The following is a 21,599-nucleotide window of genomic DNA, read 5'->3' on the forward strand; positions in this document are numbered from 1 at the left end:
AAGATGCAGAACTTCTTGCACCGGAAGCTTGAATGCAACACTCACGCATTTTTCAATTAACTGCATTCGAGTGACTTCCAAATAATAGAGAGCGACCCTTTGTAGACATTCACCAAATTTCCTGCCGCTGCGGCGAGTCGTGACCGAAGTTGTCATTCGTAGTGATCGCATCAGAATTTTGTCTCTGCTTCAGCGCCTGTCGTCGTCTCTTTCAGTTTGGAGGCGATGTATGGAGACTGCCAATCGGCTTCCTGCGGTGACTACGCGCGACAATACCAACAATTGTTCTCGGAGCGCCATCTTATCGGTTTGCACAGGATAGTTCATCCAGTGATCAAGTTCCCCCCATGCCTCTTCGAAAAGTGTCCGCACCTGCAGTTCGCAGCGAACGGGGCTGTCCTCACTGTTTCTTAGAATGTAATGGACACTTGTGTAGAGCGACTCCTTGAACTCCACCCGAAAATCAAGACTTTCCAAAATCGCTTTAAACTCAGGATCCCAAGTGTAAGCCTTAGGCTTTTCACCGAAAATAAACTCTCCTTTGCTGCACTGCTCAACAAGAAAAGAGTGGATCTTTGGAAGTTGATCGAGATGCAAATGCAGAAGCCTTACACCGAAGTAATCCTCGATCTCCGAATGGCAGTTTTCACTATTAACAACGATTCCTTTCTCTTTTTTCCGCTCACACTTATCTTTAATGCTTGCGCGGCTCTTCTTGCGAAACCTTATCGAATGAACGCAGTTCAGGCCTTCCATATCGAGTTCTGGATTGCCATCCAGAAGCACTTGAATCCTTCGACAGAAGAATTCGTAAGCCTTTTCACTTTTTTCAAGCGTGTCAATCGCAGCTTCATAGCTTTCAGTAGCACTCATCAGACTGCCGCTAGACGATCAAGGATATCCTGCGCAAAAGCGTGGTACGCCGCTTGTGTCTCTCGGTATCGCGCAGCATTGCCACCAATGGTACTTCTGTCCCCTGCTTCAAGATTACAATCAGGCACTGACCATATTGGCGCTTTGTATTTTTGCGCCATTGTGGCCATAGTCTGGTGCGAATGCATCACCGCTTCACCACCAATCGGTGAATTTAGAGTATCGGAAGGTAGGTTGGCGCGGAGTTCAGATGAGATGTTGTCATCGATAGTCCTCGGAATTTTCTTGGCATAGTTGTAATGGCCAGTGGCAAGATTCCATTCATTCTGCCCCGCATATCGTGTGGCCTTGTAGACAGAGTAACCCAGAAACTTGACCCCAGAACTAGGTAGCAATGACCGCCTACTCTGCGGCAAAACTTGTCTCAATATCCCGAAGTTTTTGCTCCAAGAATCTAGGCTACGGCCAATATTTTTAATCCCGTAGAGCGAGAACAGGTCAGGGTTGCATGGCACAACAAACGCATCTGCCATTGAAAGCGCAACCCTATTGAGCATTCCAAGACTTGGAGAGGTATCATAAATAACTATATCCGCACCAATATTCTTTGCATACCGCTCAGCGATAGATCTAATATTTGTAATAGTCCGAATGGCCAAATCATCACCGACAAATACCTCAGCCCAACGAGAGGAAATTCTATCTTCATACATGTGCAGGGACAACCGGCCAGGAATGAAGTTTAGATTGTCAGCCAACCTTATCGATGGAGGCATATAGGCAGGATCACTAATGCCCTCCTCCACTGGCTTCATAATGAAATGAATTGATCGATGACTTTCAGTCACTTTCGACATTTGAGCTGGCGTCCGCGAATCAACCGCCACTTGGTACTGGTCTACGAAGTCCTCCTCCGCGCTCCAGATCTCCTCGATCTGCTCCTCAGTAAGAGAAAAAATGGAGAAGTTGCATTGCGGGTCCAGGTCGATAACCAAAACCTTTTGCCCAATCTCAGCCAGAGCATGAGCCATGTGAAAACTCAGAGTTGTTTTCCCAACTCCGCCCTTATTATTGAAGACGGCCATGCTCTTCATAAAATATCCTTCAAGTTATTCTGCTGCGCACTTATTACCTGTGCCTTGACAGCGCAACGGTAGTTTGCCGCACACTGCATTTCAACGCGAAACACCAGCTCTCAGCTAGGCGCTGGGTTATCGATTAGCCATTGTGCACGCAACTCAGCCTGTCTGAGGCTGCCGCGTAGTCAAAAATCTCTCAGTGTCGGCCAGAAAGCGTGGTGGAACGTCTGCTCGCACTTTCGATCAGCTCTTTTCGCGCACACGCAGCGAAAGCCTGCTTCCCGCCCGTCCTACCCTTGCACCCATGGAAATAACTCTGGCATCGCGCCATCAACCTCAAACGCCGTCAGCCCCGAACCCAGCCGAAACGTATCCCGGATTTCCCGCAACGCAGCGCACCACAGCAGCCAGTCTCGCCGCCGTGCCGCGATTTCCGTCGCGGTGCCCTCGTAGGTGACGAGACAGACATAGCCATCATCCTGGCTAAGCTGGTTCGCTGGCCACCTGCCGACGCGCCCATCGCCGACCCAATAGCTGCGTTCCGCAAAGAGGCCGTGTTTGGTCCGCCGCATAGCAACCGGCACGCAGCGCGGACGAACGTGCTGACCCCAGTCAGGCTGGGTTCCTGTCCGCGCATGCTCTGCGATCCTAATCGCCATGCGCCGACCGCCATAGCCCTCGGGCAAACAAGCGACAGCAGAGGCGACGAGATCCGCGTCCGGATGCGGCTCGGATCGCCCACCGCCATCCACGCTGCAACCTAGGTTGTGGCGCTGCATCAAGATGTATTCCAGAGAGATACCCGGACGCTCACCCGCGGTGGACGCCAGTTCATCGAAGTCGATCGACACACGCTCGACCTGGAACGCCCAGACAAGCAACTCCCAAACTGACACCGACCGCTTGTTAGCGCGGCCGGGGCGCACCTTCGCCATGACTGTCATGCTCCGCCTCTCCTCGGCTCAACCAGCGTTTCCGCGCGCGCTTCGATCGCTCGGTACCAGGCGAGCCATTGACCATCGTCTGGCGCTGCGGCGCCTCGGGCCTGCCGCTCCTCAATTAGAACCACCTGCCGCGTCCATTCCGCCGCCCGCTCGCGCACCGCGCGCCAGTCGCCATCGCTGAGCGGCGGGCGCTTGCGCTTTTCGAGAAACAGGAACTCAGCCACCAGCGTACCCTCGGCCTTCGCCTGCGCGCCTCGGGCCGAGCGGAACCAGCTGACAATCGTCGGATGCTCTTCGACGGGTCGGGGCGCGACCGTCTCGGCCAGCGACATAATGTGGGCCATCGACGGCCAGGCATCTTTCGAAGGCCCCTGCCCCCGATAGACCAGCATCGATTTGAGGACGGCCAGTTGATCTTCCTCCATATAGCCAAGGTGGTCGGCAAGCTTCACCAGAAAGGCCTCGTGCCGGTCCGCCTTTACATTCCCCAGCTTTCGGAAGCCCGCCTCTATCAGGGGCTCGATCAGGCAGCGCCTTACACGGCCGCGCTTCGTCTCGGGCTTAAGCTCTGCACTGTCCATGCGGCCCTCCTTTCTTAGCAAGTTGCGGATGGGATTTGCCTCCGCGCCCGCCAACTGGGCGCATAGTGTCAAATGTCTTTTCATTGTAATTGTCTTTGTCTCTTTCGACGTGGACACTTCGGGACACTTTGAAGAAGTGACTGTAAAGAATAAGTAATTCCGGAAAAGTGTCCGCGATCCGTCCAAAGACTGTCCGCAGGACAGTTTGAAGACACTTCGGACAATTCATCTTAGATCTCCCCCGCGTCGCGGCTGATCGAGATCTCGCATGTGCCGCACCCAGGCGGTCATTCCCCGCTCCACCCATGTCGTGCTGCGATAGCCGCAGCCTTCCTGCTGCAGCCATTCGTCCATCCACCGAATGGCGGCATCGTTCTTCGACAGCTCGAGGTGTAGTCCAGCGACCGTCTGACGGAGCCGCTGGAGACGCTTTGAAACGTTCGCGGCTTCGGTTTTTGCCCGATTGTCTTCTTTTCGCGAGATCGCGTCCTGAAGTGTGCGCACCACATAGGCATGCCCGAAGCGGATCTCTCCGTTATCGCAACGGTAGCGGTGCCATTTGTGCAAAGGACCGTATGTCAGCTCGCATAGCGAACGGAAGTGCCCCGGCTCGGTCATAGTCAACTTGGCGAGCACATCTAAGTCGAGCGGCAGCGTACCGATCGGGGAATGATCATAGCTGATGCAGATCAGATCAAAGTAAAGCGCCCGGCACTCTGCGTTCGCCTTCATCCGCATATCGCTGTTGAGCCAGCGTCGGCGCTCCCAAGTCATAAAGTAGTGGTGGTCTATCCGCTCATCAGTCGAGAGCGGATAGTCCGGGAATTCGTCTGCCGCCACGGGTGTCATGAAGCTTTGATCTCGCCTCATCGCCCCCGCCCTCGGCTTTGCACCATGCCTTGGCTCGCGAGGTTGGAACAGTATGATTGCAAAGCAACGCGGAGCCGCTGAAGTGCGTACTCCCGATCCAGCCCGCCGGGCACCAACCCCGCCTCGACCACAGCATGGCAAGCACGAATGATGTTTGTCATGTGAGGGGCGTCTCGAGCATCGATTTCGGCGAGGAGCTTGCGAATACGCCGGATATCTGGCTCTGTCTCGACACTCGATATTGGCCAGGGCTTGAGCACCAAAGCCAGAGCCGCAGCGACTAGCACACGCGGGGCAGCTGCATTGCTCATAGCGCTGCCCTGACTCGGTGATATTGTCCAAGCAACTTTCGTTCAGGCTCGCCAGTCCGCAGGGCCAGAATGCTCAGTTTCTTATATGATCCCCCAGTCTTCATCAGCGCGATTACACGCTCAGCGTCGAGCCCTCTGACGGTTGGAGCCATGCATTTCGATATCTCTGCTGGCTTCAGACCACGATTGCGCTCGAGCCAGTTGCGTACCACGACGGGATCTGGGTCTATCGTCGTTTGCGACGGCATCGGGTCCAGGATGGCACCTGAGCAACGATCGCGCATTGGGTATCCATAGCCACGCGCAGCCTCTCGCACAGCGCGTTCAGAAACCAGGGCGATACTCGCGATCTCGTGTTCAGAGAGGCCAGCTTGCCATAAAGCTCGGAAACCCGAGCAGTCCGGTATGCCATGCGCTTCGAATTTCACGGACATCGTGCGCACTCCGCCGTTATTGGACATAGAGAAGGCTGCAACAAGACGCGTCCTGATCTGTCTTTGCCGAAAAAAGGCGCAGCGGGGCCGACGCAGTGCGCCGCCCGCCGCGCCAAGTGGCGGCCCAACGACCGCGCGAGTTCCGCCACAGGCTGGCGGAGGGAGAAACCAAATGCAGCGTTCATGCTGCCAAATCCGAACGGGATGCTTGAGCTAATCGAGCGAGCCAACCTTTCTTCCTGCAAACACTCCGCAGCTCACCCTCATCTTCACCGAGCACAGCAGTCAGTTGGGGCAGGCTCAGCATCCAGTCGACCTGTTCAGAGATCTGCCAGATCCGGAACGCCAAGGCTTCTTCGCGGGGATTAAAGCTACGCCGTTTCATGCCAAGCGTCTCCTGGCCCGAACCTCGCCCCGCGCCCTCGCGATTGCGGCTTGCGCCTCGTCAAGTTCACGCTCAGCTGCATCGAGAGCATCTGCGCTCATGCACTCGGCGGCGCGGATCGTTGCCGCCTGCGCTTCGCCGCATTCCTTGGCGATTGCACTGCAGTGCGCGTACAGCGTTGTGACATTCTCAGCAGCTACCACCGGCTGGAACATTCCTCCTGCCAGCGCACAGAAATGCCGCGCGATCGGCAGGGCCGCACGAGGATCCGCGACGGCCAGACGGTGCAAGTAATTGATTCCGAGACCGCCAGGCCGCGTTTCACTGATTTCGGTGCCGTAGCTGAGCGTTGAGCCGCGGATACCGAGGAAGTCGGCAAGCGTTTCTCGTGGCTCGCAAGTGGCATCGAGCGCCGCGCTGACCGCGCTCTGGATCGTGCCTGGTCGATGGTTCCTCATGTGAAACGCCTCGTTATGGTTTAGCTTTTTTTTGGATCGGCCTGCCGCAATCTCAGGACATGACAGACGATTGGATCAGTGGTTGGGAGGCATCAGGCTGCGTCTTCCTCAGGTGGGTTTTCAGCCATGTATGTGCGCAAGCGATCAGCGCGGGCCATTGTCGGGCTGGACCTGCCGCCCTTCCACGAGTCCCATTCGCGCCAACCGGCATCGAGTGCATCTCGCAGGACCCGTTGAGGCTTCTGCCCAATGGCGCGCGCGTACGCTTCCACTTCTGAAATGAGTTGTTCCATGGATCTCGTTATGGGGTATTTATACCCGTCAAAGCAAGGGTATTTTTCACCCCTAACGCCCGCCACAGCAAATGGGGATAAATACCCCATGTCACAGCTGACTTTCATAGAGGCTTTGCAGTCAGCGCTTAAGCAAACCGGTTCATCCGTGCGCAGCATCGCCGCGAAGTCAGGCGTGCCATACGAAAGACTTAAGCAGGTCGCACGGGGTAGGACTAACTCCACCAACGCTGACGATGCCTACCGAATAGCACAAGCGTTTGGGGTATCGTTTGAGAGTTTCATGGAAGGTGACATTAAAGGCCACCCACCCAGCGTCGAAGTTGCGGGGTCGGTAGGTGCAGGCGCTAAAGTTCCCGTGTTCGAGGTCTACGAAAAAGGCGCTGGCCCTCGCGTCGAGGTGCCAGCTGGCTTCCCGTCATCAGGCATCGTGGCCGTTGAGGTGCAGGGTGACAGCATGGCCCCGACCTATTCACCAGGCGAAATGCTGTTCTATACCCGCGCCACACCGGACGGCGTCCCGGATGATGCAATCGGCCGCATTTGCGTTATTGAGGATATCGACGGCATGGGGTGGGTGAAGCAGCTTCGCACAGGCGACGAACCTGGCCTATTCCACCTCGTCTCTATCAATTCTGGTTCCGAGACCATGTGGAACAAGCGCGTGAAATGGGCCGCCCGCGTGCGGTTCAACCTGTCACCTGAGTTGGTGAGAAAGGTCGGTGGATAGAGTGCTATGTTACGGGAGGAGAGTGTGAGCGAAAGTGACGACAGCGCAACCAGCGAGAAGACCGCTGCCCAAAGCTTGGCAGATACCATCACCAATGCGTATGCCAACGATCAGAGGCCAGCGACAAAATCTGATATTGCATTCTTGCTTTCGCAATTTGTGCTAACTACGGAACTCTGCCGGAGTCTACTTGAGTTAGATATTTCCTCACATGATGAATGGCCTGAAAAGGTTAAAAAAATCATTGAGTTAAATGATTATCTTACAAGCTCGACTGTTGATGCAATTATTGCGCTCAATGAAGATGAGAGTCCTGATGAGTGAGACGAAGGTTAATGAAGCTGCGCGTAGGTGGGGCCAAGCTGCGACCCATGCCCAAAATCCTAGGATCTTGCGCGAAGGCGGCGGCGGACCATATGATGGCGGAGGAGGTGACGGCACAATGGAACGCATCGCTCGCTTAGAGGTTAAGTTTGAAGGCATTGATGATCGACTTCGTTCGATCGACAGCCGCCTTGACCGCATAGAAAACAAAATTCCAAGCAAGTGGGACATGGCTCAGGTCGTTTTCTTCGTAGTCGGCGCCTTAATGGCCGCAGCCATTTTTGGTCCCCGCCTGGCGGCAATGCTTCCCACTTCCTCGTAACCACCGCACGACGAACTTTGCGGAGCACCAAGGTCAAACTGAAAACCGCAACGCCAAGACAAAAACGGCACAGTTTATACATACCCCCTTCGCCCGGCCATCGCGCCGGGCTTTCTTGTTCGAATGCCGCCAAAAGCTGGACTCATCCAAGGAAGCGCTTCAAAATCGCGGCTGCGAAACCTAGCGATGGAAATTTTCAATGAGCCTCAAGGGCGTTACATTCAACATCAAGTACGATGATACTTATTCGGACCGGTATGACGCCCTGCACAGGGTTCTAAAGCGGCTGAATTCGATAGAGGACAAGACTACATCGTGCGTTTTTCTTGATACCACGAAGTCTGTCGATGAGGTCCACACTGCGCTCTTCGGCGCCCTGGACTACAAGAAAGATAAGGCCATCGTGTTCGAGACCTACCGCCACAATATGAAGACGTTCGGTCCTAAATGAGGAAGCCCGGCCTCACGCCCACGGGCACGCTTTAGCTGATCCAAAAGGCGATCTTGAGGCGACGGACGCGCCTCGCTTTGCCGTCGAACATTCCCGACCTCCTATCAAGCCTTGCTTCCGAGAGGCCTTTTTGTGCGCGACCACCTCGCGCTGACAGGGACGGCATAGCGCCAGGCGAGATGGCGCGCATCTGCATATCGGGTATTATTACCCCTTTTCCATTGACGGGGTATTAATACCCCGATAGTCTCTCCTTATCATCGCCGCTGGCATCAGATGGGAGACACATATGACAAACCTAAAACATATCGAAGCCTGCCGTCGCGCGGTTACTGAACCGGCCCTGGTCCGGGTGCATCCCGCGCTAATGGCAGACGCCTTCCTGACGCTGGCCGAGGCGCGTGGTATGACAACCCGGTTCGAAAATCTTGGACCTGCCTGCCATCGGATCGGCCCGGCCACGGGACAGATTGAAGCGCCGATTGCGCTCGATGTCCCGCAGGCGGAGAAAACCGAAGTCGAGGCACGCCTTGCTCGGATCCCGGCCCTGGTCCGCGCCCACCTCGAACGCTCCGGACGTACTGGCGGCGGTGACGCCGCATGATCGTGCTCATCCCCTCCCCGACCTCGCAAGCTCGCGCCGTGCTGGCTGACATCGTCCACCACAGCGACAGGGAGATCCGCCGCGCCTGCCTCGCCCTGCGCGCGGACAGCGCCGTGCCCCGCGACGAGAAGGAAGAGGCCCGCGAGCTGCAGGGAATGCTAAGGAGAAACCGATGACAAAGAACAAGTTGACCGATTTGAACGATCATCTGTTTTCTCAGATCGAACGCTTGGCCAATGAAGATATGAGCCCCGAGCAGATCGAGGCGGAGGTAAAGCGCGCAGCTGCGATCGTTTCAGTCTCGGACCAAATCGTCGACAACCAGCGGCTCCGCCTGTCCGCCGCCAAGCTCTACGCCGAGCATGGCGACAAGATCGTCCCGCACCTTCCAGCGATCGGGAAAAGCGAATGAAGGGCCAAGCGATCGAATACAGCGATGCCGAGCTTTTCTGGATCGAGGACAACGCGCAGCGCCCGCGCAAGGAAGCGCATTCCGAATTTGTCTACGTTTGGGATCGGCCAGACGTTTCACTTTCGAACTTCAACTCACTCTGCAAGCGCAAAGGTTGGATGACAGGGCGAACCGGATGTTTCGCAAAGGGCGCTGCCCCAGCCAACAAGGGCAAGAAGATGCCCTACAACCCAAACAGCGCGAGAACTCAGTTCAAGAAAGGCAATAGGCCTCACACCTACCGCGGCGCGGGGCATGAGCGCATCTGCTCAAAGGATGGTTATGTCATCATGATCATCGCGGAGCCGAACCCTTGGACGGGCGCACAGACCCGGCCTGTGCACAAGCATCGTTACCTCTGGGAAAAGGCGAACGGCCCCATCCCGGAAGGCCATCGACTGAAGTGCCTCGATGGCGACAAGACCAATTGCGATCCTTCGAACTGGGAACCGGTGCCTATGGCACTCGCACCGCGCCTGAACGGTCGCTTCGGCCGAGGATATGATCAGGCCCCCGCCGAATTGAAGCCGACCATCATGGCGATCGCGAAGCTCGAGCACGACTTGCAAACGAAAAAGAAAGCCAAGCCATGACCGACTTCGGCCTCAGATCGGAAGACCTGCGCGCTGAAATAGAGCGCATGGATCAGCACATAACCTTCCTGCGCGGCTTCATGTGGAGCGTGTTGGCCTATGCCTTGGCGGTACCTGTGGCGGTTCTGTGGGTGCTGGCATGACCCCTTACCACGCATGGAACAGCGCGGACGTCGCCACCGAGACGCGGCGCCGGATCGACGCCGATACGGCGCGCCGAGCGCAGAACTTTGAACCACGCAGCGAAGACGACTTCGACTGGACAATGCAGCGCTGCCAGGCGTGGCGAATCCTCTGCATCATCGGGCTCGGCTGGGTTCTCGCAACCGCGGTGATTGCCGTGCTGGCGATGGGATGAGCGCGGCAAGCAAACTGCGCGTCTCGTGCTGCTTTATCGTGAAGCTGACTGCAGAGAAGGAGGCGGGCCTACTGGCTCGAGGTTAGATTGAACCGCCACGCAGTTCCGATCTCTTTCACACCGCGTCTCCTGCCTGCCCCCCAGGCGGCGCAGTACCTCGGCGTGTCTGAAAGCAAGCTGCGGACCCTGCCGATTCCTCGACGCATCTTGGATGCGAAGAAGCTGTATCACATCAACGACTTGATCGCTTACGCTGATGGCCTGCCCGTGGAAGGGGAATCGGAGGTCAACTCATGCGACGCCATATTCGGAGCGAGCGGGTGAAACTACCACGTGTACATCGCGTGACGCGCAAAGGCGTCGTCTATAAATACCACCGCGCGACGCGCGCGGAGCTGCCGCGCGATGTGCCTGAAGACCACCCTACATTCCTGAACGCTTGGAGCACCGAGGAAGCCCGCGGAGCGGCGGAACGGCCCGATCCCAAGGCACCGGCTGGAACCATCGCGGCGGGCTGCCAGAGCTATCTTGCGTCGCGATCCTATCTTGATTTGAGCGACGGATACCGTGCGCTTGTGCGCCGCCATGTGGACGCCATCAACAAACGTGCCGGGCAAGCGAAGATGGCCCACCTGTTACCGCGCCATGTGGAAACTGACATCGAGCCACTGACGCCAGCTGTCGCCAGCCATCGCCTCAAGGCGTGGCGCAAGCTTTCGGGCTACTGGAAGAAACGGGGCTGGGTAGAGAGCGACTTTGCGCAGGCCGCGACAGGCAAGCAAATGCCCAAGACCGAAGGGCACCGCGAATGGACGATCGAGGACGTCGCGGCTTTCCGGACCCGCTGGCCGGAGGGCACCCCGCAGCGGTTTGCATTCGAACTGCTGCAATGGACAGGCGCGCGGGCATCCGACGTCGTTCGGCTCGGGCCCGGGATGATCAAACGCGGGATGCTGACATTCCGGCAGCAGAAAACGAAGGGCGAGGTGTTCGTGCCGTGGAGCTTTGCCCCCGCAGGCCTCGAGAAAGATCACGCCGCGCTGATGGCTGTGATGCCGGACGTCTCCCACATGGTCTTTCTCGTGACCGTTTCGGGAAAAGCCCGATCAAACAAGGCTTTCTCGAGCTGGTTTGCCGATGCAGCCCGCGCGGCCGCGCTGGACGGGCTCAGCGCACATGGCTTGCGCAAGTATCGTCTCAATGCGCTGGCGGAGGCGGGGAAATCGGTGCTGCAGATGCAGGCTTGGTGCGGTCACGCGACCCTCTCGGAGATCGAGCATTACACGCGAAGGGCGCAGCGCCGGGCTGCATTTCAGCAGGAACAGAAGGTGAAACCTGTAAAACCCTCCTGAGATAAATTGTAAAACTCAGGATTAATTTATTTAAATCAATTACTTGACGGAAGTACTGGCGATCCCTGAAGGACTCGAACCCTCAACCTGCTGATTAGAAGTCAGCTGCTCTATCCAGTTGAGCTAAGGGACCGCTGGATGTCGTTCTAAAACGACCGCGGGAGCGACGACAAGTGCAAATCAGGGAAGGGTCATTACGCAAAACCCTGAAAAATCTAGCGCAACCATACGCTTATCAGGCGTCGGCCTGAAGTGGGTGCAAAGACATTGCGTTGTGCACACAAGGCTCCTGTGCCGCAGGGGACATGACGATCCAACGGCTGCCAACGCGCGCGGGTCGGACGGAAGACCGGGACCTGCCAGCCGGATGGCTTGGGCGTCCACGAGATCGCCCCCTCTCTCGGTGATACAGACGCCGTTTTGTCAGCCGAGCGCGCCCCTGCCTCGACACGCAGCGCAGGGCGGGAACCGGGCCTGCCGACGCCTTCGGCCTGCTCCCCTGACGTCAGCGACACGATCCTACGGAACGACTGGCTGGGCTGCGTGTTCTCTTGGGTGAATGCGGCGCGGCCCCGAGCTGCGCCATCCAATCCGATGCACGATACAAAGGAATGACCATGAAGATCCTGATGGTTCTCACCTCGCATGACCAACTCGGCGATACCGGGAAGAAGACGGGCTTCTGGCTCGAAGAATTCGCCGCCCCCTATTACGTCTTCAAGGATGCCGGTGCGGAAATCACGCTTGCCTCGCCCAAGGGCGGCCAGCCGCCGGTCGATCCCGGCAGTGACAGCGAAGATGCGCAGACCGAGGCGACCAAGCGCTTCAAGGCGGACGACGATGCCCAGAAAGAGCTTGCCCATACCGAAGTGCTCTCTTCGGTCGATGCGAGCGGCTTTGACGCCATCTTCTATCCCGGCGGCCACGGCCCGCTTTGGGACCTCGCCGAGGATGCCGACAGCACTCGTCTGATCGAGACCTTCGCGCATAGCGACCGTCCGGTTGGCGCCGTCTGCCACGCCCCTGCCGTGTTCAAGCACCCCAAGGGCGCGGACGGCAAGCCGTTGGTCGCAGGCAAGACCGTGACCGGCTTCACCAATACCGAGGAAGAGGGCGTCGGCCTGACCGATGTCGTGCCCTTCCTCGTCGAGGACATGCTGAAGGCCAATGGCGGCAGCTACGAAAAAGGTGATGACTGGGCGTCCTTCGTTGTGACGGACGGCAAGCTCGTGACCGGTCAGAACCCGGCCTCCTCGGAAGAAGCGGCGCGCAAGCTTCTCGCCATGCTCTGACGTGGTCGGCCGGGCGCGCGGCGCATCCGCTGTCGGCGCCCGGCCACAAAGACGTCTGAACACACGCCACGATCAAAGGAGATTACCATGAAAGTCCTCGTCGCCGGTGCCACCGGCAAGACTGGCCTACGCCTGGTCAAGGAACTGAAAGCCCGGGGCCATGACCCCATCGCGCTCGTGCGCGACAGCTCGGACACGAGCGCCCTGCCGGAAGACGTCGAACTACGCCACGGCGATCTGGCCGATCTGCACTACACGGTCTGCAACAGCTGCGACGCCGTCATCTTTGCTGCGGGCTCCGGCAGCTCGACCGGCCCGGAAATGACCGACAAGATCGACCGCGACGGTGCGCAGCGCCTCACAGATCTGGCCGTGCAATCGCAGGTGTCGCGCTTCGTGATGCTGAGCACCGTGGGCGCCGACAATCCCGATGTCGACCACAAGCTCGCCCATTACCTTCAGGCAAAGCACGACGCCGACGAACACCTCAAGGCGTCGGGGCTGGCCTACGCCATCGTCCGCCCTGTCGCGCTGACCGAAGAAGACGGCGACCGCGACATCAAGCTGGGCGACGATGTGGATGTCGAAGCCAAGGCCGCGCGTGGCGACGTCGCTTTCGTGCTGGCCAATGCGCTCGAAGACAGCGGCTGGACCGGCAAGGCGCTGCTGATGCAATCCGCCTGAATGCGTGCCTGACGCTGCCCCTAGGCGGCACGGTGCACCCTCCCCGAAAACGCGAACACGGCCGACTATTCCGTCGGCCGTGTTTTCATTTCTCTAAACGCGCGGCTCAGTCGGTGCCGTAGGTCGCCGGATCGAGCCTGTCGTAGATCTCGGTGCGTGCCAATTCGGCCAAAGCTTCGACATCCCTGTGATCGACATCCGCCAGAAGCTCTGCCCACCGATCCACGATGCGCTTGTAATCGGCGAGGATCGCCTCGGGGTTCTCGACACCCCGCGATGTGGCGTTCTCGATCAGAACGGCTTCGTCCGCTTCCACGAAGGCGGCCAGTTCATCGCGCAGCTTCTGGTCCGGCTCGAAGACTTCCATGCCGTTCTCGACCGCGCTGGAGACCGCCTTCTCCACATCGGCATCGAACTCGACCCGGTGCTGCGCGAGGTAATAGGCCATCTGGTCGAACAACACGGCGCGATGCTCGGGCGACAGGCCCTGCCAGAAGGCCTTGTTGTAGCCCCATTCGAAGCCCGCGTAGTAATTGCCGACCGCCAGCGTGTTCATCGACGTGACGACATCCGACAGCGAGAAGCTGTCCAGCGCGTCGGCCGCAGCCACCGCGCAGTCGAGCGAGCCCGTGTCGAGGCCGGTATACATCTCCGAGGACGGGATCGAGACAGGCACCGCGCCCACATACTCGGCGAAGCGCGACCATGCGCCGCCCGCCATGCGCAGACGCTTGCCCTGGATGTCGTCATAGGTCTCGACCGGCGTGTTGCACATCATGACGTATTCCGAGGTGGAATAACCGCCGCCGAAGACCATGCCGTTTTCGCGCCACTCGCTCAGCGCCGCCGCGTTGGTCAGGCCGAACTCGGTCGAGGCGAAGGCCATGACCATGGGATCGGTGTTGTAGAAGGCGGCATTGCCCACGAGGTTGGCGATGGGCAGCTCTGACGGCGTGTAGGTCCCGGCGTGATAGCTGACCTGGGCGACCCCGTCGCGCAGCCCCTGCAGCGACGCGGCCGGCGGCAGGAGTGCCCCACCGGTGAAGACGGTGAAGGACAGCTCTCCATCCGTGGCCTCGGCCACCTTCTCGGCAAACTCCACATAGGGCCCGCGCACCATCGAGTGACGCTCGGCGAAGAAGTGGTTGGCGTTCTGGGCAGTCGCGACCGTGCCCAAAGCGCTCGCGCAGAGCGCAATCATGGCTGTTTGTCGTTTCATGTTATCCTCCCTTGGATTGGTTGTGCCTCACTGCATCAGCGAGGGCAGGAACAGGCTGATGGCGGGAAAAGCGATCAGCAGCAGCAGGGTCACGATGTCCATCGCGATGAACCAGGTCGTGCCGGAGATGATGTCGCGCAGCTTGACCTCTCCGGCGAGAGCGCTGTGCAGCACGTAAAGATTGAGGCCGACCGGCGGCGTCACCAGCCCGATCTCGAGCAATTTGATGCAGATGATCCCGAACCAGATGAGGTTCACATCCGCCGCCTCGAGCACCGGCAGAAGCACAGGCAGGGTCAGCAGGATCAACCCGATCGAGTCGATCACCATGCCGAGCACCACGAACAGCATCGCGATCATCAGGATGATGACGATCTGGTTGTCCGACACCGCGAGCATCGCGTCGGCCAGATACCCCGGCACGCCCGAGAGACCCATGAACCGGGTGAACATCACCGCGCCGATGGACAGAAAGAAGATCGACGAGGTGGCCAGCGTCGTCTGCCGGATTGCGATCTTGAGCGCCTCCAGCGTCAGCGATCTGCGCAGCATGGCGACGCACAGGGCGAGGAACGCGCCCACGGCCCCGGCCTCGGTCGGGGTGAAGAAGCCGCCGAAAATGCCCCCCAAAACCCCCAGCACCAGAACCGGAAACGGCCAGACCGACAGGACGAGCCGCCCCAGCTCCGCCCGGTCGATGCGACGGTGCACGGGGGGCGCCAGATCGGGCTGCAAAGCCGACCGCGTGGTGATCATGGCCATGTAGACAAGGGCCGACAACGCGCCGGGGATGAGCCCCGCGACGAACAATTGCCCAATCGATTGCTCGGTGAAGATCCCGTAAAGCACCATCAGGATCGAAGGCGGTATCAGGGAGCCAAGCGTGCCCGAAGCCGCGACCACGCCGGTTGCCAGCGACGGGTGATATTTTGCGCGCAGCATTTCGGGAACGGCAATGCGCGCCATGGCGGCGGTCGTCGCGATGGACGACCCGGAGGCCGCCGCGAAGAGCCCACAGGCCCCGACACTGGCCGAGGCAAGCCCGCCGGGCACGCGCACGAGGAGCACGCGCAAAAGATCGAACGCACCCGCCGTCAGCCCGGTATTCGCGGCGACGAAACCCATGAACAGGAACATCGGAATCGCCGTCAGCGACCAATCCCCGATCAGGTTGAAGGGCATGGCGCTGACAATGCCCAGGGCCGCTTGCAGGTTCAGCATGACGGTGATGCCGACAAAGGACACGACCATGAGGGCGGCCCCGATGGACATGCGCATGGCCAACAGCGCGAAAAGGATGGCGATGCCGGTCCAGCCGATCTCGAGATTGCTCATGACTGGCCCCGCAGATCCGTGTCGCGCGCGGTCGTGCGGCCGCCAAGAACGAGCAGCGCGCGCAGAAGCGAGGCAATGGCCGCGAGCCCGAAGCCCAGTGGCAGCACCATGCGCGCAGGCCAGACGATGACCTCGCGGCTGCCCATCACGACCTCGCCCACCCGGATGGCGCGCAAGGCGTCAAGCCCGGTCCGCCAGGCCATGACCGACAGGATCGCCGCCGCGCCGCAGCCGGTCACCACCAGCAAAACCCGCTGGATCAGGTCCGGGAAGCGATCGAACAGCAGATCGACGGAGATCTGTTCGTCCTGCATCTCGACAAAGGCCATGGGCAGCATCACGAGCGCGATCATGTAATAGTAGGAGGAGATCTCGACAGTGCCCTGAATGGGCGTGTTCCAGAGGAGCTTCGAGACCACGTCGGCGACAATGGTCAGCATCATCAGGACAACGCCAACGCCTCCGAGCAGCATGAGCGCCGCGGTTATCCGCTGGAACAATCCGAGCATGTTTCCTCCCCAGTCAACGCGACCCAGTCGCATCCGGGCCAGCCTTCAAGATGGACGGCCTGTTGACAAATAGCGTTTCATGATCGCTTGATCGCGATCTGTTATCGCTTGGACCATGGATCTGGACATGAAGCCATCGCGCCTCGACGTCAGGCACCTCAGATATGCGATCGCGGTTGCTGATGCGGGCGGGTTCCGCCGCGCCTCCGAAGTGCTGAACGTGGCACAGCCCGCCATCTCGAAAAGCGTGAAGGATGCCGAGATCGACCTCGGCTTCGCGATCTTCGAGCGGTTCGGAACCGGCGTCGGCATCACCGATGCGGGCCGGACCTTCCTTGAGGATGCGCGGCTGGCCGTGGCGCAATTCGAACGCGCCATCCGGGCGTCGCGGCAGAACGCGGAAGGCGCGCGCGGACATATCATCGTCGGCTATTCGGCGCTCGCCACCGCGCCGCAGATCTCTGAGGGGCTGGACGCGTTTCATGCCGCGGCACCCGGCGTGCAGGTCGAGATGCATGTCATGTCGACCGATAACATCCTGAAATCGCTTCGAAGCGGTGCGATCGACGTGGGCTTCCTCCTCTCCCATCCGACTGCGCAGAACCCGGCAATTCAACAGGTGCCGGTCTGGCGATCCCGGATTGGCGCGGTGGCCCCGCACGGGGCGCTTCCGACATCCCTTCGGGCGCTTGCGCAGGCGGAACTGATCCTCGGCGTGCGCGAAAACTGGCGGTCCTGGCGGCTTCTTCTGGACGAGGCATTTGCCACCGCGCGCATCGCACCCCCGGTTGTGGAAGAGATCTGGGACGTTCAGGTCATCCTGCAACGTGTCGCCGAAGGCCGCGGCGTGACCCTTCTTCCCATGACGTCGGCGGACAGCCTTCCGGCGGCCCTGCACGCGCGCCCGGTGGATGGTTTCGAGGATGAAGTCACCATCGCCATGGCCTGGGGCGCAAAGGCCGATACGGGGTTGCTCAGCGCGTTTCGGCAGCACTTTCCGGCCCGGGTGATATAGTTCCGCTATCAGGTGATCGCGCAAGTCTATTTGTCAGTCGCCCCGCCTCCGGGCCAGATGTCCGCATGACACAGACCGAGCGATCCCTCATCGAGGAGCCGGGCGCGCAACCCTTCCTGTTCGAGGGCAGCAGGCTTGGCGTCCTATTCCTGCACGGCTTCACCAGCACGCCGCAAAGCGTCCGCGCCGTCGCGCGCCGCCTCCATGAAAGCACGCAAGCCACGGTGATGGGCCCCCTGCTGGCAGGTCACGGCACGGTCCCGGAAGACCTTGCCCGGACCGGGCATCTCGACTGGGTCCGCTCGGCTGAAGGGGCGCTCGATACATTGCGCGGGCGCTGCGACCGGGTGATCATCGGCGGTCTGTCGCTCGGTGCGACCATCGCGCTCAACATCGCGGCGCGCAGACCGGGCGATATCGACGGCGTGTTCAGCATCAACGGCTCAACTGGGCTTTACCGCCCCGAAGTGGTCGCACCCCTTTACGCGGAAGACGCCGCCGAATTCGTGCCGGGCATCGGCAGCGACATCGCGCGGCACGGTGTGCGGGAGGTCTGTTATGACCGCATTCCGCGCAGCACGCTGCAGCATCGGTTCCTGCTGACCAATGCAACGGGCGCGCTGTTGCCGCTGTTGCGCTCCCGTCTGCTGATCCTGCAATCGCGGACCGACAACGTGGTCGCCCCGGCCAACGCGACCACCATCGCCTGCGCGGCGGGCTCCGACGACATCCGCATGGTCTGGCTGTCGCGCTCCCTGCATGTGGCGACGCTCGATCACGACGACGCGCTGATCGCCCATGTCCTGTCGCAGTTCGTGTTGCGCGACACGGAGGCAGACGCGCATCCTTTGGTTGAAGAGGCACAAGCTTAAGGCGAAGCTGGCCCGGAAAGAGGAGGAAACCCATGAAACCGTTTCTAATGGCCCTGGCCGCGGCGATCACCGCAGCGCTACCCGCCCATGCGGAGAACCCGATCGACCGGGTGCGCCCGGATGCGCCGGAGCGGGCCGCCTATGGCAGCTTGCCCGTGGGCGTCGTCACGCGCAGCTTCACCGATGCAGGCCGCGCCGACGTGATTGCCGCGCAGGACACCGAGGGCGAGATGCCCCGCGCCGACCGGACATTGACCACGGAAATCTGGTACCCGGCTGCGGACGGCACCGCGCCCGGCACGACCTACGACACGGTGCTGCGCGATGGCGAGACGCCGGTGCAGCTCTCGGGTCGGGCCGCGCGCGATGCGGCCCCCGCCTCGGGTACGTTTCCGCTCGTGCTGATCTCGCACGGGTATCCCGGCAACCGCTTCCTGATGAGCCATCTGGGCGAGAACCTCGCCTCCAAGGGCTACGTCGCGGTCTCTGCGGATCACCCGGACAGCACCTATAGCGACATGGCGCTTTTCGCCTCCACGCTGGTCAACAGGCCGCTCGATCAGGCGTTCCTGTTCGACGCGCTCTCGCAGTTGGACGACGAGATCGGGGCCATCATCGATGCGGAGAATGCGGGCCTTGTCGGCTACTCGATGGGCGGCTACGGTGCCTTGATCTTCGGCGGCGCGGGTCTGTCGGACACCGCCGTGACGCGCGCGGAACCGGCCGCCTATGTCGCGCCGCGCGATCTGCTGGACCAACACGCGGCGGGCAGCGACAGCCATGCCGACCTGATCGACCCGCGCGTCAAGGCGGTGATCGCCATCGGCCCCTGGGGCCGCAACCGCGATTTCTGGGACGCCGAGGGGCTCGCGGGGTTTGAAAAGCCGCTGCTGCTGGTCGCAGGCGATCAGGACGACGTGTCGGGCTATGCGGACATGCGCAAGATCTTCGAAGAGACGACCGGCACGGATCGTTACCTCCTCAGCTTCGTGGGCGCCAATCACAACGCCGCGGCCCCGATGCCCGCCCCGGAAAATTCCTGGGAGATTTCCGAAAAGCTGGGCTGGGCGCCGTTCGAGCATTACGCCGACGCGGTCTGGGACACGACGCGCATGAATAACGTGCTCCAGCATTTCGCGACGGCATGGTTCGACCAGCACCTGAAAGGCGCGGATGAGGCCGGGCGCTATTTCGACCTCGTTGAGCGGGCCGAGGATGGTGTCTGGTCGATGGACGAGACCGGAACGCCAACCGAGGACCATACCTATTGGGCCGGTTTCCCGAACCGTACTGCCAAGAGCCTGCGGATGGAGATGCTTCACGCGGAGTGATGACCCGCCTGTGTCGCGTGACGAGCGGGCGGCCTTCTGGATCGCCCGTCTTGCATTCCGGAGGCCGCTCTTCGTGTCGCGGATCTCGGGAATTCTCGGATAGTCTCGGCGATGGCGCCGCGCCGCTATTCTGCGGCGACCTTCCGCGATGCCTCTGCCAGACGCGACCAGGCATCATGCTGGGACAGGAAGACCTCGCCGTTCAGCTCATCGATGAAGTGGGAGCGCTTGAGCCGATCCATCACAGGGCCTTTGACCTCCGACAGGTGCAGGCCGACGCCCATGTCCCGAAGTCGGTGATTGATCGCCTCGAGGCTTTCCAAGGCCGAATAATCCACCTCGTTCACCGCCGAGAACATCAGCACAACATGCCGGACGTCCGGCCCCTCGGTAAGGCGTTTCAGGATCAGGTCTTCGAGGACGCGGACATTCACGAAATAGAGGCTTTCATCGACCCGCAGCGTGACCAGCGCGGGATCGGTCTCGACGCTGTGGCGGTGAATGTTCCGAAAGTGCTGCGTGCCGGGAACGCGCCCCACCTCGGCCACATGCGGGCGCGACGTCTTGTACAGCAGCAACAGCACCGAGATCGCGACGCCCGCCGCCACGCCGACCTCGACCCCGAAGGCGAGGGTCAGGAAGATGGTGGCCGCCACGGCGGTGAAATCCGCACGCGAATAATCCCAGGTCTTTTTCAGGATCGACAGATCGACGAGGCTCAGCACGGCGACGATGATGGTCGCGGCCAGCGTCGCGTTGGGCAGGTAGTAGATCAACGGCGTCAATGCGACCGCCGCGATGGCCAGCCCGATCGCGGTGAAGGCCCCGGCCGCGGGCGTTTCGGCCCCGGCGTCGTAATTCACGACCGAGCGCGAAAAACCACCCGTGACCGGATAGCCGCCCGTGAAAGCCGCGCCGAGATTGGCCGCACCCAGCCCGATCAGTTCCTGATCGGGATCGATCCGCTGGCGCTTCTTGGCGGCCAAGGTCTGCGCCACGGAGACGGATTCCACGAACCCGATGATCGAGATCAGGATCGCGGGCACGATGAGCGCGCCTATGAGGTCGGGCGAGACATCGGGCAAGGTCAGCGGCGGCAAGCCCTGCGGCACCTCTCCGACGGTCTTGACCCCCTGCTGTCTCAAGCCCAGCGCCCAGACCGCAACCGTGGTGCCCACCACCGCGGCGACAGGGCCCGCCTTGGTCAGAACATCCGCCAGGACGGGCGGCAGACCCAGCCGACGCAGGGCGGGCTTCAGGTGCTTGCGTGTCCAGAACAGGAAACCGGTCGCCAAGATGCCGATGATTGCCGTGACGCCGTTCACCTCGTCCAGATGCGCGCCAAGCGACAGAACCATGTCGGGCAGCGTATGCCCGTGGGCGCTGACGCCCAGAATGTGCTTCAGCTGGCTCGTGGCGATCAGGAGACCCGACGCGGTGATGAAGCCCGCAATCACCGGATGGCTCAGCGAATTCGCGAGGAAGCCAAGCCGGAACACCCCCATCAGGACAAGAAAGCCGCCCGACAGAAAGGCCAGCGTCAACGCCGCCACGGCGTAGCCTGCACTCCCCTGCTCCGCGACCTGACCGATGGCCGAGGCCGTCAGCAGCGACACCACGGCGACCGGCCCCACGGCAAGCGCCCGGCTGCTCCCGAAAATCGCATAGAGAATGATCGGCGCGATCGAGGCGTAGATGCCCGCCTGCGGGGGCAAACCCGCCAGAAGCGCATAGGCCAGCGATTGCGGGATCAGCATGATCGTCACGATCACGGCCGCAACCACGTCATTCGAAAACGCATTGCGGTCATACCGGCGGCCCCAATCGAGGATGGGGAGATAGCGGCTGAGATGGGGTGTCATTCTGAAATCCGATGAAAAATGACGGACGGAAACGCGCGCGTTCCGCCCGTCAGTCATCGCGCATCGT

27 protein-coding genes and 1 tRNA gene are annotated in these 21,599 nt (G+C 60.5%); 16 read left to right on the forward strand and 12 right to left on the reverse strand.

Features of this window, described 5'->3' with window-relative positions; genetic code table 11:
* Nucleotides 1-189: 189 nt before the first annotated feature.
* The 7 genes from FIV09_RS14125 to FIV09_RS14155 form a co-directional block, all read right to left on the reverse strand.
* A complete protein-coding gene (locus FIV09_RS14125) occupies nt 190-873 on the reverse strand; it encodes a RelA/SpoT domain-containing protein (RefSeq protein ID WP_152450806.1) in 684 nt (227 codons plus the stop codon).
* Entirely contained in the window at nt 873-1,967 is a 1,095-nt protein-coding gene (locus FIV09_RS14130; protein WP_152450808.1) for a ParA family protein, read from the reverse strand. Before FIV09_RS14130 ends, FIV09_RS14125 begins: the two co-directional genes overlap by 1 nt.
* A gap of 275 nt (nt 1,968-2,242) precedes the next feature.
* Nucleotides 2,243-2,896, reverse strand: a complete 654-nt coding sequence (locus FIV09_RS14135; RefSeq protein ID WP_152450810.1) for a hypothetical protein — start codon at nt 2,894-2,896, stop codon at nt 2,243-2,245.
* Entirely contained in the window at nt 2,893-3,477 is a 585-nt protein-coding gene (locus tag FIV09_RS14140; RefSeq protein ID WP_152450812.1) for a hypothetical protein, read from the reverse strand. The genes FIV09_RS14135 and FIV09_RS14140 overlap by 4 nt, the downstream gene beginning before the upstream one ends.
* Before the next feature lie 225 nt (nt 3,478-3,702).
* The gene (locus FIV09_RS14145; protein WP_254702235.1) at nt 3,703-4,326 is read right to left on the reverse strand and encodes a hypothetical protein; all 624 of its coding nucleotides are present in this window, start codon (nt 4,324-4,326) and stop codon (nt 3,703-3,705) included.
* A gap of 947 nt (nt 4,327-5,273) precedes the next feature.
* Nucleotides 5,274-5,477 (reverse strand): hypothetical protein, encoded by a 204-nt coding sequence (locus tag FIV09_RS14150; protein WP_152450814.1) that lies wholly within the window; start codon nt 5,475-5,477, stop codon nt 5,274-5,276.
* The gene (locus tag FIV09_RS14155) at nt 5,474-5,935 is read right to left on the reverse strand and encodes a hypothetical protein (protein ID WP_152450816.1); all 462 of its coding nucleotides are present in this window, start codon (nt 5,933-5,935) and stop codon (nt 5,474-5,476) included. Before FIV09_RS14155 ends, FIV09_RS14150 begins: the two co-directional genes overlap by 4 nt.
* Nucleotides 5,936-6,226: 291 nt before the next feature.
* Between FIV09_RS14155 and FIV09_RS14165 the strand changes: the two genes are divergently transcribed.
* The 11 genes from FIV09_RS14165 to FIV09_RS14215 all read left to right on the forward strand — a co-directional run bounded on the left by FIV09_RS14165 (nt 6,227) and on the right by FIV09_RS14215 (nt 11,413).
* Nucleotides 6,227-6,958 (forward strand): S24 family peptidase, encoded by a 732-nt coding sequence (locus FIV09_RS14165; protein ID WP_254702437.1) that lies wholly within the window; start codon nt 6,227-6,229, stop codon nt 6,956-6,958.
* A 24-nt stretch (nt 6,959-6,982) separates the two neighbouring features.
* Entirely contained in the window at nt 6,983-7,282 is a 300-nt protein-coding gene (locus tag FIV09_RS14170) for a hypothetical protein (protein WP_152450820.1), read from the forward strand.
* Complete coding sequence (locus FIV09_RS14175; protein ID WP_152450822.1) at nt 7,275-7,604, forward strand: hypothetical protein; 330 nt, start codon at nt 7,275-7,277, stop codon at nt 7,602-7,604. Before FIV09_RS14170 ends, FIV09_RS14175 begins: the two co-directional genes overlap by 8 nt.
* Before the next feature lie 199 nt (nt 7,605-7,803).
* The gene (locus tag FIV09_RS14180) at nt 7,804-8,055 is read left to right on the forward strand and encodes a hypothetical protein (protein WP_152450824.1); all 252 of its coding nucleotides are present in this window, start codon (nt 7,804-7,806) and stop codon (nt 8,053-8,055) included.
* Between the two features lie 289 nt (nt 8,056-8,344).
* Nucleotides 8,345-8,659 carry a hypothetical protein gene (locus FIV09_RS14185; RefSeq protein ID WP_152450826.1) on the forward strand — a complete coding sequence of 105 codons (315 nt, stop codon included), beginning with the start codon at nt 8,345-8,347 and terminating at the stop codon, nt 8,657-8,659.
* On the forward strand, nt 8,656-8,835 hold the full coding sequence (locus tag FIV09_RS14190) for a hypothetical protein (protein ID WP_152450828.1): 180 nt from the start codon (nt 8,656-8,658) through the stop codon (nt 8,833-8,835). Before FIV09_RS14185 ends, FIV09_RS14190 begins: the two co-directional genes overlap by 4 nt.
* Complete coding sequence (locus tag FIV09_RS14195; protein ID WP_152450830.1) at nt 8,832-9,071, forward strand: hypothetical protein; 240 nt, start codon at nt 8,832-8,834, stop codon at nt 9,069-9,071. The genes FIV09_RS14190 and FIV09_RS14195 overlap by 4 nt, the downstream gene beginning before the upstream one ends.
* Nucleotides 9,068-9,703 (forward strand): HNH endonuclease signature motif containing protein, encoded by a 636-nt coding sequence (locus FIV09_RS14200; protein WP_152450832.1) that lies wholly within the window; start codon nt 9,068-9,070, stop codon nt 9,701-9,703. The genes FIV09_RS14195 and FIV09_RS14200 overlap by 4 nt, the downstream gene beginning before the upstream one ends.
* Nucleotides 9,700-9,846 carry a hypothetical protein gene (locus tag FIV09_RS20460; protein WP_172975739.1) on the forward strand — a complete coding sequence of 49 codons (147 nt, stop codon included), beginning with the start codon at nt 9,700-9,702 and terminating at the stop codon, nt 9,844-9,846. The genes FIV09_RS14200 and FIV09_RS20460 overlap by 4 nt, the downstream gene beginning before the upstream one ends.
* Nucleotides 9,843-10,061 carry a hypothetical protein gene (locus FIV09_RS14205; RefSeq protein ID WP_152450834.1) on the forward strand — a complete coding sequence of 73 codons (219 nt, stop codon included), beginning with the start codon at nt 9,843-9,845 and terminating at the stop codon, nt 10,059-10,061. Before FIV09_RS20460 ends, FIV09_RS14205 begins: the two co-directional genes overlap by 4 nt.
* A gap of 293 nt (nt 10,062-10,354) precedes the next feature.
* Nucleotides 10,355-11,413, forward strand: coding sequence for a tyrosine-type recombinase/integrase (locus FIV09_RS14215; protein WP_152450836.1), 1,059 nt, complete (start codon nt 10,355-10,357; stop codon nt 11,411-11,413).
* A gap of 56 nt (nt 11,414-11,469) precedes the next feature.
* Here the strand turns inward: FIV09_RS14215 and FIV09_RS14220 are convergent.
* A tRNA-Arg gene (locus FIV09_RS14220) sits at nt 11,470-11,546 on the reverse strand.
* Between the two features lie 484 nt (nt 11,547-12,030).
* Between FIV09_RS14220 and FIV09_RS14225 the strand changes: the two genes are divergently transcribed.
* Complete coding sequence (locus tag FIV09_RS14225; RefSeq protein WP_152450838.1) at nt 12,031-12,705, forward strand: type 1 glutamine amidotransferase domain-containing protein; 675 nt, start codon at nt 12,031-12,033, stop codon at nt 12,703-12,705.
* An 87-nt stretch (nt 12,706-12,792) separates the two neighbouring features.
* Nucleotides 12,793-13,389 (forward strand): SDR family oxidoreductase, encoded by a 597-nt coding sequence (locus FIV09_RS14230; RefSeq protein ID WP_152450840.1) that lies wholly within the window; start codon nt 12,793-12,795, stop codon nt 13,387-13,389.
* Between the two features lie 106 nt (nt 13,390-13,495).
* Here the strand turns inward: FIV09_RS14230 and FIV09_RS14235 are convergent, their stop codons facing one another.
* The 3 genes from FIV09_RS14235 to FIV09_RS14245 are packed head-to-tail and all read right to left on the reverse strand — an operon-like array spanning nt 13,496 to nt 16,452.
* Nucleotides 13,496-14,608, reverse strand: a complete 1,113-nt coding sequence (locus FIV09_RS14235) for a C4-dicarboxylate TRAP transporter substrate-binding protein (protein WP_152450842.1) — start codon at nt 14,606-14,608, stop codon at nt 13,496-13,498.
* A gap of 27 nt (nt 14,609-14,635) precedes the next feature.
* Nucleotides 14,636-15,943 (reverse strand): TRAP transporter large permease, encoded by a 1,308-nt coding sequence (locus FIV09_RS14240; RefSeq protein WP_152450844.1) that lies wholly within the window; start codon nt 15,941-15,943, stop codon nt 14,636-14,638.
* Nucleotides 15,940-16,452 (reverse strand): TRAP transporter small permease subunit, encoded by a 513-nt coding sequence (locus tag FIV09_RS14245; protein ID WP_172975740.1) that lies wholly within the window; start codon nt 16,450-16,452, stop codon nt 15,940-15,942. Before FIV09_RS14245 ends, FIV09_RS14240 begins: the two co-directional genes overlap by 4 nt.
* A gap of 127 nt (nt 16,453-16,579) precedes the next feature.
* Here FIV09_RS14245 and FIV09_RS14250 point away from each other — a divergent pair, with 127 nt between their 5' ends.
* From FIV09_RS14250 to FIV09_RS14260, 3 genes are all read left to right on the forward strand, one after another.
* The gene (locus FIV09_RS14250; protein WP_172975741.1) at nt 16,580-17,467 is read left to right on the forward strand and encodes a LysR family transcriptional regulator; all 888 of its coding nucleotides are present in this window, start codon (nt 16,580-16,582) and stop codon (nt 17,465-17,467) included.
* 65 nt (nt 17,468-17,532) lie between these two features.
* Entirely contained in the window at nt 17,533-18,339 is an 807-nt protein-coding gene (locus FIV09_RS14255; RefSeq protein WP_152450849.1) for a carboxylesterase, read from the forward strand.
* Between the two features lie 32 nt (nt 18,340-18,371).
* Entirely contained in the window at nt 18,372-19,670 is a 1,299-nt protein-coding gene (locus FIV09_RS14260) for a dienelactone hydrolase (RefSeq protein ID WP_152450851.1), read from the forward strand.
* Between the two features lie 125 nt (nt 19,671-19,795).
* Here FIV09_RS14260 and FIV09_RS14265 read toward each other — a convergent pair whose 3' ends face one another.
* Complete coding sequence (locus FIV09_RS14265) at nt 19,796-21,532, reverse strand: SulP family inorganic anion transporter (protein ID WP_152450853.1); 1,737 nt, start codon at nt 21,530-21,532, stop codon at nt 19,796-19,798.
* Between the last annotated feature and the right edge of the window lie 67 nt (nt 21,533-21,599).

The organism is Roseivivax sp. THAF197b (genome assembly GCF_009363255.1).
Lineage (GTDB): Bacteria > Pseudomonadota > Alphaproteobacteria > Rhodobacterales > Rhodobacteraceae > Roseivivax.

What these genes read in the sequence shown, in the direction of transcription:
- FIV09_RS14125 (WP_152450806.1), bottom strand. Translation starts at nt 873, where the DNA reads ATGAGTGCTACTGAAAGCTATGAAGCTGCGATTGACACGCTTGAAAAA.
- FIV09_RS14130 (WP_152450808.1), bottom strand. Translation starts at nt 1,967, where the DNA reads ATGAAGAGCATGGCCGTCTTCAATAATAAGGGCGGAGTTGGGAAAACA.
- FIV09_RS14135 (WP_152450810.1), bottom strand. Translation starts at nt 2,896, where the DNA reads ATGACAGTCATGGCGAAGGTGCGCCCCGGCCGCGCTAACAAGCGGTCG.
- FIV09_RS14140 (WP_152450812.1), bottom strand. Translation starts at nt 3,477, where the DNA reads ATGGACAGTGCAGAGCTTAAGCCCGAGACGAAGCGCGGCCGTGTAAGG.
- FIV09_RS14145 (WP_254702235.1), bottom strand. Translation starts at nt 4,326, where the DNA reads ATGACACCCGTGGCGGCAGACGAATTCCCGGACTATCCGCTCTCGACT.
- FIV09_RS14150 (WP_152450814.1), bottom strand. Translation starts at nt 5,477, where the DNA reads ATGAAACGGCGTAGCTTTAATCCCCGCGAAGAAGCCTTGGCGTTCCGG.
- FIV09_RS14155 (WP_152450816.1), bottom strand. Translation starts at nt 5,935, where the DNA reads ATGAGGAACCATCGACCAGGCACGATCCAGAGCGCGGTCAGCGCGGCG.
- FIV09_RS14165 (WP_254702437.1), top strand. Translation starts at nt 6,227, where the DNA reads ATGGATCTCGTTATGGGGTATTTATACCCGTCAAAGCAAGGGTATTTT.
- FIV09_RS14175 (WP_152450822.1), top strand. Translation starts at nt 7,275, where the DNA reads ATGAGTGAGACGAAGGTTAATGAAGCTGCGCGTAGGTGGGGCCAAGCT.
- FIV09_RS14180 (WP_152450824.1), top strand. Translation starts at nt 7,804, where the DNA reads ATGAGCCTCAAGGGCGTTACATTCAACATCAAGTACGATGATACTTAT.
- FIV09_RS14185 (WP_152450826.1), top strand. Translation starts at nt 8,345, where the DNA reads ATGACAAACCTAAAACATATCGAAGCCTGCCGTCGCGCGGTTACTGAA.
- FIV09_RS14190 (WP_152450828.1), top strand. Translation starts at nt 8,656, where the DNA reads ATGATCGTGCTCATCCCCTCCCCGACCTCGCAAGCTCGCGCCGTGCTG.
- FIV09_RS14195 (WP_152450830.1), top strand. Translation starts at nt 8,832, where the DNA reads ATGACAAAGAACAAGTTGACCGATTTGAACGATCATCTGTTTTCTCAG.
- FIV09_RS14200 (WP_152450832.1), top strand. Translation starts at nt 9,068, where the DNA reads ATGAAGGGCCAAGCGATCGAATACAGCGATGCCGAGCTTTTCTGGATC.
- FIV09_RS20460 (WP_172975739.1), top strand. Translation starts at nt 9,700, where the DNA reads ATGACCGACTTCGGCCTCAGATCGGAAGACCTGCGCGCTGAAATAGAG.
- FIV09_RS14205 (WP_152450834.1), top strand. Translation starts at nt 9,843, where the DNA reads ATGACCCCTTACCACGCATGGAACAGCGCGGACGTCGCCACCGAGACG.
- FIV09_RS14215 (WP_152450836.1), top strand. Translation starts at nt 10,355, where the DNA reads ATGCGACGCCATATTCGGAGCGAGCGGGTGAAACTACCACGTGTACAT.
- FIV09_RS14225 (WP_152450838.1), top strand. Translation starts at nt 12,031, where the DNA reads ATGAAGATCCTGATGGTTCTCACCTCGCATGACCAACTCGGCGATACC.
- FIV09_RS14230 (WP_152450840.1), top strand. Translation starts at nt 12,793, where the DNA reads ATGAAAGTCCTCGTCGCCGGTGCCACCGGCAAGACTGGCCTACGCCTG.
- FIV09_RS14235 (WP_152450842.1), bottom strand. Translation starts at nt 14,608, where the DNA reads ATGAAACGACAAACAGCCATGATTGCGCTCTGCGCGAGCGCTTTGGGC.
- FIV09_RS14240 (WP_152450844.1), bottom strand. Translation starts at nt 15,943, where the DNA reads ATGAGCAATCTCGAGATCGGCTGGACCGGCATCGCCATCCTTTTCGCG.
- FIV09_RS14245 (WP_172975740.1), bottom strand. Translation starts at nt 16,452, where the DNA reads ATGCTCGGATTGTTCCAGCGGATAACCGCGGCGCTCATGCTGCTCGGA.
- FIV09_RS14250 (WP_172975741.1), top strand. Translation starts at nt 16,580, where the DNA reads ATGAAGCCATCGCGCCTCGACGTCAGGCACCTCAGATATGCGATCGCG.
- FIV09_RS14255 (WP_152450849.1), top strand. Translation starts at nt 17,533, where the DNA reads ATGACACAGACCGAGCGATCCCTCATCGAGGAGCCGGGCGCGCAACCC.
- FIV09_RS14260 (WP_152450851.1), top strand. Translation starts at nt 18,372, where the DNA reads ATGAAACCGTTTCTAATGGCCCTGGCCGCGGCGATCACCGCAGCGCTA.
- FIV09_RS14265 (WP_152450853.1), bottom strand. Translation starts at nt 21,532, where the DNA reads ATGACACCCCATCTCAGCCGCTATCTCCCCATCCTCGATTGGGGCCGC.